The organism is Comamonas kerstersii, assembly GCF_008801935.1.
Taxonomy (GTDB): domain Bacteria; phylum Pseudomonadota; class Gammaproteobacteria; order Burkholderiales; family Burkholderiaceae_C; genus Comamonas; species Comamonas kerstersii.
This window is the reverse complement of record NZ_VZOT01000004.1, coordinates 185021-199027: the sequence shown is the minus strand read 5'-3', so window position 1 is coordinate 199027 and position 14007 is coordinate 185021. Positions and strand designations below refer to the sequence as shown.

The window sequence follows — 14007 nt, the reverse complement described above, 5'->3', positions numbered from 1 at the left end:
TGTTTTTCTGACGGAACGAGACCATGCTGTTTTTGCTCTCCCCCGCCAAGTCGCTGGATTACGAACGCCCCCTGCCCGCAGACCTGCCCCATACCCTGCCGCCTTTCATTCCCCAGTCAGAGGAACTGATTGCCGTATTGCGCCAGCTGGCACCGCAGGACGTGGCTGCACTCATGTCCATCAGCGACAAGCTTGCCCAGCTCAATGTGGCCCGCTACGCTGCCTGGAGCCCTGAGTTCACGGCACAGAACGCCCGCCAGGCCCTGTTTGCCTTCAATGGCGATGTCTACGAAGGCCTGGATGCCTACAGCCTGCAGCACGATGACATTGCCTGGGCGCAGGACCATCTCCTCATGCTCAGCGGCCTGTACGGCGCGCTGCGCCCGCTGGACTGGATGCAGCCCTACCGCCTGGAAATGGGCACACGCCTTGGCACGGCGCACGGCAGCAATCTCTACCAGTTCTGGGGCACACGCATTGCCCAGCTGATCAACAAACGCCAGGCGCAGGAAACGCAGCCTGTGGTCATCAATCTGGCGTCGCAGGAATACTTCAAGTCCGTGGACCTCAAGCACCTCAAGGCCCGTGTGGTGGAGTGTGTGTTTGAAGACTACAAGGGCGGCAAGTACAAGATCATCAGCTTCCACGCCAAGCATGCGCGCGGACTGATGGCACGCTACGCCATCGAGCATCGCCTCACACAGCCCGAGCAGCTCATGGCCTTTGACAGCGCAGGCTATGCCTATGCCCCAGAAGTGTCGTCGCCCGACCGCCTGGTCTTCCGCCGCAACACAGCCTGACACCGCTTCCCTGCCGCGCCTGCTGCCAACCTTTGGCAATTCATAGCCAAATCAGCCTCCAGGGCTTATGCAGCAAGCGCTGGAAGCTATAAAAACAGTGAATTCACCATGCATACGCCAGAACAATCCCAGCTGGGCAAGACGTCCGCCTACGCTGACCAGTACGACCCCAGCCTGCTGTTTCCCCTGCCCCGCCAGCCCAAGCGCGATGAAATCGGCATTCAGGACAAGCTGCCATTTTTTGGTGCCGACCTGTGGACGGCCTTCGAGCTGTCCTGGCTCAACCAGCGTGGCAAACCCCAAGTGGCGCTAGCGCACTTCACCATTCCATGTGAGACACCCAACATCATTGAGAGCAAGTCGTTCAAGCTCTATCTGAACAGTTTCAACAACACACGCTTTGACAGTCTGGAAGCGGTGCAGGAGCGCCTGCGTGAAGACATCAACGAAGCGCTGTGGCGTGGGGCTCCCGCACGTCTGTCGTCTGCCAGCGTGCGCGTGATGGCGCCCGAGCACTTTGAGACCCAGCGTGTGCAGGAGCTGGAGGGCTTGAGCCTGGACCGTCTGGATGTGGAGTGCACGGACTACAGCCCCCGCCCGGATCTGCTCAAGGCGGACCACGACAACCCACCCGTGACCGAAACGCTGGTTAGCCACCTGCTCAAGAGCAACTGCCTGGTCACCGGCCAGCCCGACTGGGGCAGCGTGCAGATCAGCTACACGGGCGCTGCCATCGACCAGGAAGGTCTGCTGCGCTACATCGTGAGCTTTCGCAACCACAACGAATTCCATGAGCAGTGCGTGGAGCGCATCTTCATGGACATCATGCGCCAGTGCAGACCGCTCAAGCTCAGCGTCTACGCACGCTACACACGCCGTGGTGGGCTGGACATCAACCCGCTGCGCACCAGCGCACCCATGGCCATCCCGCAAAACGTGCGTACCGCCCGCCAGTAAAGCGCTGGCAGCTATAAAAAAAGGAAGCTCAAAGCTTCCTTTTTTATGCAGTGGCCTGAACCGTATCAGGCTTCAAAAGTCGCTGGATCAAAGTCCAGCACATAGTTCTGAGGCCCCTTGGCGGCCACCTTGAGTGCGCCCACGCGGTTACCCAGCGCAGCACACTTAGGCAAAGACCAGCCCTGCTCCAGACCATAGAGCAGCGCACCACGCCATGCATCGCCACAGCCTGTTGGATCTACCACTTCCTTGGCCTTCACAGGTGCCACCAGCGTCTTGCTGCCCTGCTCCCAGACTTCACAGCCCTGCTCACCCAGCGTCACCACCAGCCCCTTGACCTTCATGGACAGTGCAGCCAGATCCAGGCCGGTACGGTCGCACAGCATCTTGCCCTCGTAGTCGTTCACGGTGATCCAGGTGGCCTGCGCCACAAAAGCCAGCAGTTCTTCCCCATTGAACATGGGCAGGCCCTGGCCGGGGTCAAACACAAAAGGAATGCCTGCCGCCTTGAACTGCGCAGCGTGCTGGATCATGGCGTCGCGCCCGTCGGGCGAGACGATGCCGATGGCTGCACCTTCGCTGCCGTCGATGACGTTGACATGTGCTTCCGCCATGGCACCGGGGTGGAAGGCCGTGATCTGGTTGTTGTCCTTGTCGGTCATGATCATGGCCTGCGCGGTGTAGCTGTCGTCCAGCTGCTTCACAAAGCGCGTATCAATGTCCAGCGACTTCAGGCGTGCCAGATAGGCTGCGCCGTCCTCGCCCACGGTCGCCATGGGCAGCGGCTTGCCGCCCAGCAGCTTGAGGCTGTAGGCGATATTGCCAGCACAACCACCAAAATCGCGGCGCAGCGAAGGCACAAGAAAGGACACATTCAGAATGTGTAGCTGTTCGGGCAGGATCTGGTTGGCGAACTTGCCTTCAAAGCTCATGATGGTGTCAAACGCCAGAGAGCCACAAATCAGGGCGGACATAGATACTTTCTGTTTGCAAAAAATCAGGGGTAAAAAGCCATGACCCGGTAGCCGGAGACCGGCAGGTTCAGGCCTTGGGTTTGCAGCGGCAATGTGCCATTCCACTCGCTGCGCGCCGCCAGTTCCTCGGGGGCGCCGATTTCCTGGGGCGTGAACACCTTGCGAACCAGTACCTGGTCCTGGGTGTCCGTCAATGTCAGTTCTACGGCGGGCGTGGCCACGGCCAGAGCACCCTGGTTCTGAATGCTCAGCCCCAGCTGGTAGCGGTGTGCCTGCGCCTCCTGGTGGAAAGACGAGCCTGTGAGCACCACCGATGCAATATCTCGTCGAGGTGCCAGTTCACAGCGCAGCAGCAGACACATGCTCTCAAAGGCTGGCCGCCACTGCGGCTTCCAGGCCACCAGCGTATTGCGCTCCTGCACGGCCACCTGCAGGGCCAGTGACAAGGGCAAAAAGATCAGCAACATACCCATGACAAAGCGCACAGCAGGCTTGTTCCACCATGCCTTGCGCTGCGCCTGCTTCACAAAGCTGGGGATGGGAGCATCACCTGCATCCAGCTCATCGCCTGTCTGCTGTACCTCTGGCGTTTGTTGCTCCGCCTCTCTTGCCTCAACGACTGGCGTTTCGTCAGCGCTTTCAGACACTGCGCCCTGCTTCCCGGCCTGCCAGGCATCCGCCCAGTCCATGGCCTGTGCCTCTTCACCAGGCAGGGCTGCGCCCGAGAACACCTCCCGTTCGGACTGCACCACTGGCTGCGGCACTTCAGGTTCCAGCCTTGGTTCGCGTGGCTCCAGCGCAGCGTGCGGTGCACGGCCTGGCATGCGCTGCGCAATGGGAGCGTCCTGCACCGGTGCATCAAGCCAGATGTCATCCGCCGCATCCGGCGGCACAGGCAGTTCATAGCCCTGCGCGGCAGGTGCAGGTGCAGGTGCAGGTGCAGGTGCAGGTGCAGGTGCAGGTGCAGGTGCAGGTGCAGGCTCTGGCTCTGGCTCTGGCTCTGGCTCTGGCTCTGGCTCTGGCTCTGGCTCTGGCTCTGGCTCTGGCTCTGGCTCTGGCTCTGGCTCTGGCTCTACAGCCTGACGGAGCTTGGCATGTACCTCGCTCAACGAGGGATAGCTGGCCTCAGGCGCTGCGCTGGCTGGCATCTCTGCAGGCTGCTGCGCGGCTGGCGCCGCTTCCGTTGCTACCTTCCCCTGAGGTACAGGCGTGGCGGGCGGCACCACTTCCTGCAGTGCCTGCGTGGCATCAAACACTTCCTGGCAGCGGCCACAGCGCACCCATCCATCGGAGATGCGCAGCTAGTCGGCAACCACACGAAATCGGGTTCCGCAAGAAGGGCAGCAAGTAGTGAGGCTCATTGAGCGTCGATTGTAGAAGCTGGTAGGCACAGGCCGTTCACCTGCCCACAGGTGTGGGCACGTTCACGACACTGCGACTATGACTGCTTGTGGGCTGTCATCAGAATCCAGCCGTCTTCGCTGTCGGCCACTTCCAGCTGGATGTAAGGCGCATAGGCCTCTTTGAGTTCATCGGCCTGGCGCTCCAGAATGCCTGCCAGCACCAGATGGCCACCTTGCTGCACGTGGCTGACCAGCAAAGGCGCCAGCATCTTCAGCGGTGTTGCCAAGATATTGGCCAGCACGGTCTGGTATTCGCCCTTGGCCTTGTCGGGCAGACCGGCATTGAGCTGCACATGGTTGGCCAGTGCGTTGAATTCCGTCGAGGTCACGGCATCTGGGTCGATGTCCACCGCGTCAATTTCCACCGCGCCGAACTTGGCCGCACCAATGGCCAGAATGCCCGAGCCACAGCCATAGTCCAGCGTACGGCCCAGCGCACCCTTGGGCTGGCGTGCAATCCAGCGCAGGCACATGCGGGTCGTGGGGTGAGTGCCCGTACCAAAGGCCAGACCGGGATCCAGACGGATGCTGACCTTGGCGGCTTCAGGCAGTTCATGCCAGGTAGGCACGATCCAGAATTCAGGCGTGATGTCCACCGGCTGGAACTGCGACTGAGTCAGGCGCACCCAGTCCTGCTGCTCCACTTCGCGGATGCCCAGCACCTGGCAGCCTTCAAAAAAGTCCTGCAGCACCAGCAGGGCCTGTGCCTGCTGCGCAGCAGCTTCATCAGGGAACAAGGCCACGATGCGGCTGCGGTTCCAGCCTTCCTTGGGCACAGGCATGCCGGGCTCACCAAACAATGGCTGCTCGGACTCAGTGTGTGCGTCCATGTCTTCCACGGACACGCTCAGCGCATCCAGTGCATCGAGCGCATCGCTCACGTCTTCCACCCGCTCTTCGGGGCACATTAGGTTGAGCTCATGCATGAGGCTGTTCCTTGAAGCTAAAAAACGAAATGCTGGCCCTTGTTTCCAAGGGCCAGCATGGCTGGTCATGACCGACGGGAAATTAACGCTTTTTGCGATTTTCCAGCCAGTGTTCCAGATAGTGGATGTTGGTGCCACCTTCAGCGAAGGCAGCGTCAACCATCAAGTCCTGGTGCAGAGGCACATTGGTCTTGATGCCTTCGATCACCACTTCCGACAGGGCGGTACGCATACGGGCCAGAGCCTGCTCGCGGGTGTCGCCGTGCACGATCAGCTTGCCGATCATGGAGTCGTAGTTCGGTGGCACGAAGTAGTTGTTGTACACGTGGGAGTCCACACGCACGCCGGGGCCACCAGGCATGTGCCACATGGTCACACGGCCGGGCGAAGGCATGAAGTTGTAGGGATCTTCCGCGTTGATACGGCACTCGATGGCGTGGCCATGCAGACGGTTGTTGATCTCGCGCTGGGAGAAAGGCAGTTTCTCGCCCGCAGCCACCATGATCTGGGTCTTCACGATGTCCACGCCCGTGATCATTTCGGTCACAGGGTGCTCCACCTGCACGCGGGTATTCATCTCAATGAAGTAGAACTCCCCGTTTTCATAGAGGAACTCAAACGTACCCGCACCACGGTAGCCGATCTTCTTGCAGGCAGCCACGCAGCGCTCGCCCACCTTTTCCACCAGACGGCGTGGAATGCCAGGCGCAGGCGCCTCTTCAATCACCTTCTGGTGGCGACGCTGCATGGAGCAGTCACGCTCGCCCAGATACACGCCGTTCTTGTGCTGGTCACACAGCACCTGAATTTCGACGTGACGGGGGTTCTGGAGGAACTTCTCCATATACACCGCGGGATTGCCGAATGCGACGCCAGCTTCTGCCTTGGTCATCTGCACGGCGTTGATCAGTGCAGCCTCGGTGTGCACCACGCGCATGCCACGGCCACCGCCGCCGCCTGCAGCCTTGATGATCACAGGGTAGCCAATGGCCTTGGCAATGCGCTTGATCTGTGTGGGATCGTCAGGCAGTTCGCCGTCGGAACCGGGCACGCAGGGCACGCCAGCCTTGATCATGGCCTGCTTGGCCGACACCTTGTCACCCATGATGCGGATGGACTCGGCAGTAGGGCCAATGAACTTGAAGCCGCTTTGTTCCACACGCTCGGCAAAGTCTGCGTTTTCAGACAGGAAGCCGTAGCCGGGGTGGATGGCCTCTGCATCTGTGACTTCTGCCGCCGAAATGATGGCAGGCATGTTCAGATAGCTCAGAGGCGATGGTGCTGGGCCAATACATACGGCCTCATCGGCCAGCTTGACGTACTTGGCATCACGGTCTGCCTCGGAGTAGACCATCACGGCCTTGATGCCCATCTCGCGGCAAGCGCGCTGGATGCGCAGGGCGATTTCACCCCGATTGGCAACCAAAATTTTCTTAAACATGGAGGTCCTCGTTGTTCACCGCCCCATCTGGGGCGAATCGTTCATCTGTCCTGCCGGGGCAGGTCTGCCACCGGCATGGGCAGATATCACTCGATAACGAACAGCGGTTGGCCGTATTCCACAGCTTGGCCGTTTTCGGCCAGGATACGAGTCACGGTACCGGACTTGTCAGCCTCGATCTCGTTCAAGATCTTCATGGCTTCGATAATGCACAGCGTGTCGCCTTCCTTGACCTGGTCGCCCACTTCGATGAAGGGCTTGGCGCCAGGGCTGGAGGCACGGTAGAACGTACCCACCATGGGCGACTTCACCTGGTGGCCGGTCACAGCGGCAGGCGCAGGCAACTCTGCGGGAGCTGCTGCAGCAGCGGCAGGGGCAGCGGCGGCTTGCACGGGTGCGGGAGCAGCTTGCACAGGGGCGGCAACGAATTGCTGCACCACATTGCCACCGCTCTTGACGATGCGGACTTTGCCCTCTGCCTCGGTGATTTCCAGCTCCGATACATTCGATTCGGACACCAAGTCGATAAGGGTCTTGAGTTTACGCAGATCCATGGAAGCTCCAACGGCTAAAACTAAATGAGGCCGCGAATTTACCCCAATTTCGGCCTTCTGCGCGCATTCCCAAACATTTTTCAATAACTTCGCCGAGGTTTTTTGACGTGGCGCTGTACATCAGCCCCTGTTCTGCCTAGACCTGTGCGGCCCATTGCTGCAGATCCTGCGGTGAAAGTTCGCCGATTTTACGCTGTTGAAGCCGACCTTGCCCGTCAAATAGCAGACTGAAGGGAAGGCCTCCGTTGATATTGCCCAGGCTGCGCGTCAGCGTCACACCACCGGTGCCGGTCAGCGCTACGGGGAAAGACAAAGGCTGGCGCTGCAGCCAGCGCTGCACCGATGCGGCCTGGTCTACCGCCAGCCCCAGCATTTGCACGCCCTGACTGCCACGCTGTGCCTGCTCCTGGGCAAAGCGGTCCAGCATGGGCAGCTCTCGCACGCAGGGCGGGCACCAGGTGGCCCAGAAATTCACCAGCAAAGGCCGTCCGCGCAGGCTTTGCAAGGCCAGCATCTGCCCATCGGGCTGCTGCAGCTGCAGTGCCCAGAAGGCATCGACCGCCTCGTCATTGCTGCGCATGTCACGCGTGGCCTGCCAGGCATAGATGCCACCACCCGCCACGGCAGCCAGCGCCACACCGCCCATCAGCCAATGGCGGCGCTGCATGCTTTTGTCTGCCTTCATTGCGTCTCCTCCTGCGCCAGCAGCTTGCGCAGCGCTTCAATATCACCACGCTGGGTGCGGCCCTGGCCGTCGGACTTGAGGGCACCCCGCAGATCGTCATAGTCATACACCATCAGATGCACGCCTACGGTTTCGCCCAGTGGCTTGCACAGGCTGCTGATGCTCAGTGCATCCACGGCCTCGCCGTTGAAGCCCGTGACCTGGGTCACGTCATACTGCACGTTATGGTTGATCAGCGCGATCTCGGCCGACTTGGAGTCATCACAGAACAGGCCAATATAGATATCTGACATGCGTGTGGCCGTACCGCGCCAGACAGCGCCCGCCAGATGGGGGCGAAATTCCTGCAGGCGCTCCATCCACACCAGCGCCAGTTCACGCAGCGCGCGCAGCTCCTGGGGCTGGGTGTCTGGGCAGAAAATGTCGATGTATTCGCGCACGGCGGCCTCCAGCGCATCGTTGTCCGGCAGCGGCGTGCGCGCAGGCAAACCTAGCTGCTTGACGGCACGGCGCTTGGCAGCGCCCCATTCCAGCCCCTCTTCCACCACCATGCGGGCAGCGGTCTGGGCAATTTCCTGGGCGGCAGAAGTTGGATACATGGAGAAACCTCAGGGACGGACAAGCCGCCATTATGGGAAATACCAGCAAGCCTCCGAACCAGACGGACTCGTAGACCACCATATGCTCTTATAAAAAGAGCTGCTAGCGCACGCAAATACTTGATTTCAGATAGCTATAGTTCTGAAAACAAGGTATTTCAAGCACCAGCAGCTTCTTTTTTGAAAGCAACTTGGGACAAACGCTTGCAATCCCCCCTGTGCAGCCCCACAAAGCGCCTCAGGCGCCGACTTAGAATCCCTGACCATGCATATTCATATCTTGGGCATTTGCGGCACCTTCATGGGCGGTGTCGCCGCGCTGGCACGCGAAGCGGGTCATAAGGTCACCGGTTGTGACGCGGGGGTCTACCCTCCCATGAGCGACCAGCTGCAGGCCCTGGGCATTGAACTGATCGAAGGCTATGGCACGGAGCAGCTGACCCTCCAGCCCGACATGTTCGTCATTGGCAATGTGGTCAGCCGCGCACACCTGGCCGATGGCAGCCCCAAGTTCCCGTTGATGGAAGCCATCCTCGACCAGGGCCTGCCCTACACCAGCGGCCCCCAGTGGCTGAGCGAACATGTGCTGCAGGGCCGCCATGTGCTGGCCGTGGCTGGCACCCATGGCAAGACCACGACCACCTCCATGCTGGCATGGATTCTGGAATGCGCTCAGCTCACACCCGGTTTTCTGGTCGGCGGCGTGCCGCTGGACTTTGGCGTGTCTGCCCGTCTGGGCCAGAAAGCGCCAGAGCAGGAACGCTCACTGTTTGTGATCGAGGCCGATGAATATGACACGGCCTTCTTCGACAAACGCAGCAAGTTTGTGCACTACCGCCCCCGCACGGCGGTGCTGAACAATCTGGAGTTTGACCACGCCGACATCTTCCCGGACCTGGCCGCCATTGAGCGCCAGTTCCACCACCTGGTGCGCACCGTGCCTGCAACAGGTCGTGTGGTATTCAACGGGCTGGAAGAATCGCTGGCCCGTGTGCTGCACCAAGGCTGCTGGAGCGAGCAGCGCAGCTTTGGCGCTGCCGTGAGCGACTTTACCGCCCAAGGCGAACACCATGCCTTTGACGTGCTGCAGCAAGGCAAAAAAGTGGGCCGCGTGGAGTGGGCCTTGAGTGGCGAGCACAACCAGCTCAATGCACTGGCTGCCATTGCAGCAGCCGAGCATGTGGGCGTAGCGCCTGCGGTGGCTGCGGAGGCCCTGAGCCGCTTCCAGAACGTCAAGCGCCGCATGGAACTGCGCGGCACCGTGGCCAATATCCACGTCTATGACGACTTTGCCCACCACCCCACAGCCATTCGCACTACGCTGGACGGTCTGCGCCAGCGCGTGGGCCAGAGCCAGCGCATCCTGGCCGTGTTCGAGCCTCGCAGCAACACCATGAAGCTGGGCACCATGAAGGCGCAGCTGCCCTGGTCGCTCAAGGAAGCCGATCTGGCCTTCTGCCACACCGCAGGTCTGGACTGGAATGCTGCCGAAGCCCTGGAGGCGCTGGGTGATGCGGCCTGGACGGCCGACTCGGTCGATACCGTGGTGCAGCAGGTCATGGCCCAGGTACGCCCGGGCGACCACATCGTCTGCATGAGCAATGGTGGCTTTGGCGGCATCCACGGCAAGCTGCTGGCCGCACTGCAGGCACATTTCGGCACACGCTGAGGCTCAACAGGCAACAAAAAAGCCGACTGAAATTTCAGTCGGCTTTTTTGCGGGTGAAGCAAAGCGTCAGTAGCTCACGGTCATGGCTGGCACATCCACCTTGATCAGCGGGCGGGCCAGCACCGCATGTGCCGCACGCGCATAGGCATGGAACCAGGTTTCGTCTGAAAGACGGCCCACGCCAGCTTCCCGCGCCACGACCAGCACCTTGTCTGCCAGCAAGACTTTGCCACTGGGACGCAGGGGCTCGCCATCGAGTGAGGTGAACTGCTCATCAAGCCAGCGGCGGGCCTCTTCATTGCCCATGGGGGCAAGCTTGTCCACATTGGCACGAAACTCCTGTTCGGCGCTCCATTTCACAATGACTTCACTGATCATTTCTGGCCTTTCTGGTGACTGGCAACCTGGTGCAATGATGGCTACAGCTTAGCGACAGCCCACCGCAAAGTTAAGCGTGTTTGTACCTGAAATGCCACAAAACACAGTGAAAAAATAAGAGCTAGCAACGCTGTACTGACAAGCCCTGGAGGCAAAAGTCAGCCCAAAGACATTTGCTAGCCCCAGCGGGCTGAGTCGCCCGCTTGCACCACCGCTTAAGCCACCATCTGAGGTGCTGCTGCATCCACCAGCGTGCGGCGTGTCTGCACGGCCTGCGACAGCTGCTCCAGCACATCCAGTGTGTCGTTCCAGCCGATGCAGGCATCGGTGATGCTCTGGCCATATTGCAGCTTGCACACATCGTCCTGGCCTGGCGTGAACTTCTGTGCACCGGCCACCAGATGGCTTTCCAGCATCACACCAAAGATCTGCTGCGAACCACCGGCAATCTGCTGGGCGATGTCGGCTGCCACATCCTTCTGGCGCTCGTGCTGCTTGAGGCTATTAGCATGGCTGCAGTCCACCATCAGGCTGGGGTACAGGCCGGCCTTCTCCAGATCGGCACAGGCAGTGGCAACGCTGGCAGCGTCGTAGTTCGGTGTCTTGCCGCCGCGCAAAATGACGTGGCAGTCCTGATTGCCCTTGGTATGCACAATGGCCACCTGACCGTTTTTGTGCACGGACAGGAAGTGGTGCCCCTTGCTGGCGGACTGGATAGCATCCGTAGCAATGCGGATATTGCCGTCCGTGCCGTTCTTGAAACCGATGGGAGCCGAAATGCCAGAGGCCAGCTCGCGGTGCACCTGGCTTTCGGTGGTACGGGCACCAATGGCCCCCCAGCTGATCAGGTCACCAATGTACTGGGGCGAGATCACGTCCAGGAACTCGCTGGCCGCTGGCACGCCCAGGCGGTTGATGTCGATGAGCAGCTGGCGCGCAATGCGCAGGCCCTCGTCAATGCGGTAGCTGCCGTCCAGGTAGGGGTCGTTGATCAGACCCTTCCAGCCCACGGTGGTGCGAGGCTTTTCGAAGTACACGCGCATCACCACTTCCAGCGTGTCCTTGTACTGCTCACGCACATCGGCCAGGCGGCGGGCATAGTCCAGGGCAGCAGCTGGGTCATGGATAGAGCAAGGGCCCACGATCACCAGCAGACGGTCGTCACCACGGCCATGCATGATGTTGCCGATGGTGCGGCGCGTATCACTGATCAGGCGCTCGGAAGGGGTGTTCTGGATGGGAAAGAAACGAATAAGGTGTTCGGGTGGAGGCAGCACGGTAATTTCCTGGATGCGTTCGTCATCGGTTTGTCCTGTTTTCTGGTTGACCGAGCTGCGATACCAAGCTTCGCCATATTCATGTGCTGTCATATCTGCCTCTGTAAAAAGTGATGAGGTATAAAAAAACCGCCGGGCTTTTCAGCTTCGGCGGTTCTTTGAAGAGGGTTTGTTCGTGTGCGCGAGCTATTGCCTCTCATCCGCCTGGGACCGAGAACCAAAAGTAGAAATAGAAAGCGCTACGAACTTGCATAGCGGGTGACTTTAACACCGGAATGCCTGCCTCGCAATGCAAGCCAGCCACCTTAAAAACAAGAAAACTTCAAATCCAGCATAAAAAAAGGCTGATTCAACGCAATAAATCAGCCTTTTTTGATTTTCAGGCAAAAAACCTGCAAATCTTTAGCAATTACGCAGTACCACCTACGGTCAAGCCATCGATGCGCATGGTGGGCTGCCCCACGCCCACAGGCACGCTCTGGCCTTCCTTGCCACAGGTACCCACGCCGCTGTCCAGGCGCATGTCGTTGCCAATCAGGCTAACTTTCTTCATGCACTCAGGGCCATTGCCCACCAGGGTCGCGCCCTTGACGGGGTACTGGATCTTGCCGTTTTCCACCCAGTAGGCCTGGCTGGCAGAGAACACAAACTTGCCGCTGGTAATGTCCACCTGACCGCCGCCGAAGTTGGTCGCGTACAGGCCCTTCTTGATGGAGGCCACGATTTCCTGTGGATACTTGTCACCGCCGAGCATGTAGGTGTTGGTCATGCGGGGCATGGGCAGATGGGCATAGCTTTCACGGCGGCCGTTGCCCGTAGGCTTGACACCCATCAGACGGGCATTGAGCGCGTCCTGCATATAGCCCTTCAGGATGCCGTCCTCAATCAGCACATTGGCCTGTGTGGGGCAGCCTTCGTCGTCCACATTAAGCGAGCCACGGCGGTCTGCCAGCGTGCCATCGTCCAGAATGGTGACGCCCTTGGCGGCCACGCGCTCGCCAATACGACCGCTGAAAGCGCTGGAGCCCTTGCGGTTGAAGTCACCTTCCAGACCGTGACCCACGGCTTCGTGCAGCAGCACACCGGGCCAGCCGGGGCCAAGCACCACGGTCATCTCGCCCGCAGGGGCTGGGCGCGAGTCCAGATTCACCAGTGCCTGCTCCACCGCTTCATTGACATAGGTGGTGATCTGCTCATCGCTGAAGTAAGCCAGACCAAAACGGCCACCACCGCCGGACGAACCCACTTCACGGCGGCCATTTTGCTCCGCGATCACGGTGACCGACAGACGCACCAGCGGGCGCACGTCCGCAGCCAGTGTGCCGTCGGCACGCGCGACCATGACCACGTCGTATTCGCTGGCCAGCCCTGCCATCACCTGCACGATGCGAGGGTCCTTGGCGCGTGCCAGCTTTTCCACCTTGCCGAGCAGCTCCACCTTTTCGGTGCTGTTCATGCTGGCAATGGGGTCCACGCCGGGGTAGAGGCTGCGCGAAGGCGCAATCGTGGACTTGGGAATCTTGACCTTGCGCTGCTGCTGGCTGCCAGAGATGGCGCGCACGGCGCGGGCAGCGTCGAGCAGCGAAGCTTCGGAGATATCGTCGGAATACGCGAAAGCGGTTTTTTCACCGCTGACCGCGCGCACACCCACGCCCTGGTCGATGGAGAACGAACCTGTCTTGACAATGCCTTCTTCCAGACTCCAGCCCTCAGCGCGGGTGTACTGGAAATACAGGTCGGCATCATCGACCTGGTGTGCACGGATTTCGGCCAGCGCACGGGACAGATGGGATTCATCCAGGCCAAAAGGCTCTAGCAGCAGTTGCCGGGCCGTGGCCAGGCGCTCGATGGTGGGTTCACGAGAGATCATGGCAAGCATTTTAGGCAGGCCGCCATGACCTCACCACGCACCGGCTTGAGTCAGGCCGCTTTTCAGGCTGTGGTGCTCTGGTCGTCCAGCTCGGCATCGGCTGCATTTTTCATCACGGAAGCAATGCCGTTGTCGCGCGCGGCCGTGGATGTGTACATCTCGCTTTGACCAATCACCTGTCCATTGGAAGCCTTGAGGGTGAAATACGGAGAGCCATCCTTGGCGCTGAGCTTGTCAAAACGCGTTTCCTGCACGCCGTTCTTGCGCACTGACTCTATGCCGTTGAGGGCGCTGGCCTTGGCTTCATACAGCTCACTGCTGAGAATGGACTGGCCATTGGTGGCATGTAGATTGAAAAAGAATTTGTCGTTTTTCGACTTCTTGAGCACGTACTTGGCCGCCATGGCTGGATCCCCTTCTGGTTGGTTGCACGGGCCTCTCACCATGAGAGACCCTGCCTGGGGTTATAGCCAC

The 14007-nt window shown here is 60.2% G+C and carries 14 protein-coding genes; 3 read left to right on the top strand and 11 right to left on the bottom strand.

Annotation, left to right across the window (positions count from 1 at the left end):
• Window positions 1-23: 23 nt before the first annotated feature.
• A complete protein-coding gene (gene yaaA, locus F7P80_RS08230) occupies window positions 24-800 on the top strand; it encodes a peroxide stress protein YaaA (protein ID WP_054067467.1) in 777 nt (258 codons plus the stop codon).
• Between the two features lie 108 nt (window positions 801-908).
• A complete protein-coding gene (queF, locus tag F7P80_RS08225; RefSeq protein WP_151043904.1) occupies window positions 909-1757 on the top strand; it encodes an NADPH-dependent 7-cyano-7-deazaguanine reductase QueF in 849 nt (282 codons plus the stop codon).
• 65 nt (window positions 1758-1822) lie between these two features.
• Here the strand turns inward: queF and F7P80_RS08220 are convergent, their stop codons facing one another.
• The 7 genes from F7P80_RS08220 to F7P80_RS08190 all read right to left on the bottom strand — a co-directional run bounded on the left by F7P80_RS08220 (window position 1823) and on the right by F7P80_RS08190 (window position 8339).
• On the bottom strand, window positions 1823-2731 hold the full coding sequence (locus F7P80_RS08220; protein ID WP_151043901.1) for a carbohydrate kinase family protein: 909 nt from the start codon (window positions 2729-2731) through the stop codon (window positions 1823-1825).
• 23 nt (window positions 2732-2754) lie between these two features.
• Entirely contained in the window at window positions 2755-3987 is a 1233-nt protein-coding gene (locus tag F7P80_RS08215) for a DUF3426 domain-containing protein (RefSeq protein ID WP_151043898.1), read from the bottom strand.
• A 182-nt stretch (window positions 3988-4169) separates the two neighbouring features.
• Entirely contained in the window at window positions 4170-5060 is an 891-nt protein-coding gene (prmA, locus tag F7P80_RS08210; protein WP_054067471.1) for a 50S ribosomal protein L11 methyltransferase, read from the bottom strand.
• An 82-nt stretch (window positions 5061-5142) separates the two neighbouring features.
• Window positions 5143-6501, bottom strand: coding sequence for an acetyl-CoA carboxylase biotin carboxylase subunit (gene accC / locus F7P80_RS08205; RefSeq protein WP_054067472.1), 1359 nt, complete (start codon window positions 6499-6501; stop codon window positions 5143-5145).
• 86 nt (window positions 6502-6587) lie between these two features.
• Window positions 6588-7055, bottom strand: coding sequence for an acetyl-CoA carboxylase biotin carboxyl carrier protein (gene accB / locus F7P80_RS08200; protein WP_054067473.1), 468 nt, complete (start codon window positions 7053-7055; stop codon window positions 6588-6590).
• 136 nt (window positions 7056-7191) lie between these two features.
• The gene (locus F7P80_RS08195) at window positions 7192-7740 is read right to left on the bottom strand and encodes a TlpA family protein disulfide reductase (RefSeq protein WP_054067474.1); all 549 of its coding nucleotides are present in this window, start codon (window positions 7738-7740) and stop codon (window positions 7192-7194) included.
• The gene (locus F7P80_RS08190; RefSeq protein WP_151043895.1) at window positions 7737-8339 is read right to left on the bottom strand and encodes a hypothetical protein; all 603 of its coding nucleotides are present in this window, start codon (window positions 8337-8339) and stop codon (window positions 7737-7739) included. Before F7P80_RS08190 ends, F7P80_RS08195 begins: the two co-directional genes overlap by 4 nt.
• 265 nt (window positions 8340-8604) lie before the next feature.
• Between F7P80_RS08190 and mpl the strand changes: the two genes are divergently transcribed.
• The gene (mpl, locus tag F7P80_RS08185) at window positions 8605-10008 is read left to right on the top strand and encodes a UDP-N-acetylmuramate:L-alanyl-gamma-D-glutamyl-meso-diaminopimelate ligase (protein WP_054067476.1); all 1404 of its coding nucleotides are present in this window, start codon (window positions 8605-8607) and stop codon (window positions 10006-10008) included.
• Between the two features lie 66 nt (window positions 10009-10074).
• Here mpl and F7P80_RS08180 read toward each other — a convergent pair whose 3' ends face one another.
• The 4 genes from F7P80_RS08180 to F7P80_RS08165 all read right to left on the bottom strand — a co-directional run bounded on the left by F7P80_RS08180 (window position 10075) and on the right by F7P80_RS08165 (window position 13937).
• Entirely contained in the window at window positions 10075-10386 is a 312-nt protein-coding gene (locus F7P80_RS08180) for a hypothetical protein (protein ID WP_054067477.1), read from the bottom strand.
• A gap of 215 nt (window positions 10387-10601) precedes the next feature.
• A complete protein-coding gene (locus F7P80_RS08175; protein WP_054067478.1) occupies window positions 10602-11756 on the bottom strand; it encodes a 3-deoxy-7-phosphoheptulonate synthase in 1155 nt (384 codons plus the stop codon).
• Window positions 11757-12072: 316 nt separating this feature from the next.
• Complete coding sequence (gene tldD / locus F7P80_RS08170; protein WP_054067558.1) at window positions 12073-13533, bottom strand: metalloprotease TldD; 1461 nt, start codon at window positions 13531-13533, stop codon at window positions 12073-12075.
• A gap of 62 nt (window positions 13534-13595) precedes the next feature.
• Window positions 13596-13937, bottom strand: a complete 342-nt coding sequence (locus tag F7P80_RS08165; protein ID WP_054067479.1) for a YegP family protein — start codon at window positions 13935-13937, stop codon at window positions 13596-13598.
• Between the last annotated feature and the right edge of the window lie 70 nt (window positions 13938-14007).

Excerpts from the sequence above, each read along its gene's own strand:
- yaaA (WP_054067467.1), top strand. The coding sequence starts at position 24 with ATGCTGTTTTTGCTCTCCCCCGCCAAGTCGCTGGATTACGAACGCCCC.
- queF (WP_151043904.1), top strand. The coding sequence starts at position 909 with ATGCATACGCCAGAACAATCCCAGCTGGGCAAGACGTCCGCCTACGCT.
- F7P80_RS08220 (WP_151043901.1), bottom strand. The coding sequence starts at position 2,731 with ATGTCCGCCCTGATTTGTGGCTCTCTGGCGTTTGACACCATCATGAGC.
- prmA (WP_054067471.1), bottom strand. The coding sequence starts at position 5,060 with ATGCATGAGCTCAACCTAATGTGCCCCGAAGAGCGGGTGGAAGACGTG.
- accC (WP_054067472.1), bottom strand. The coding sequence starts at position 6,501 with ATGTTTAAGAAAATTTTGGTTGCCAATCGGGGTGAAATCGCCCTGCGC.
- accB (WP_054067473.1), bottom strand. The coding sequence starts at position 7,055 with ATGGATCTGCGTAAACTCAAGACCCTTATCGACTTGGTGTCCGAATCG.
- F7P80_RS08195 (WP_054067474.1), bottom strand. The coding sequence starts at position 7,740 with ATGAAGGCAGACAAAAGCATGCAGCGCCGCCATTGGCTGATGGGCGGT.
- F7P80_RS08190 (WP_151043895.1), bottom strand. The coding sequence starts at position 8,339 with ATGTATCCAACTTCTGCCGCCCAGGAAATTGCCCAGACCGCTGCCCGC.
- mpl (WP_054067476.1), top strand. The coding sequence starts at position 8,605 with ATGCATATTCATATCTTGGGCATTTGCGGCACCTTCATGGGCGGTGTC.
- F7P80_RS08180 (WP_054067477.1), bottom strand. The coding sequence starts at position 10,386 with ATGATCAGTGAAGTCATTGTGAAATGGAGCGCCGAACAGGAGTTTCGT.
- F7P80_RS08175 (WP_054067478.1), bottom strand. The coding sequence starts at position 11,756 with ATGACAGCACATGAATATGGCGAAGCTTGGTATCGCAGCTCGGTCAAC.
- tldD (WP_054067558.1), bottom strand. The coding sequence starts at position 13,533 with ATGATCTCTCGTGAACCCACCATCGAGCGCCTGGCCACGGCCCGGCAA.
- F7P80_RS08165 (WP_054067479.1), bottom strand. The coding sequence starts at position 13,937 with ATGGCGGCCAAGTACGTGCTCAAGAAGTCGAAAAACGACAAATTCTTT.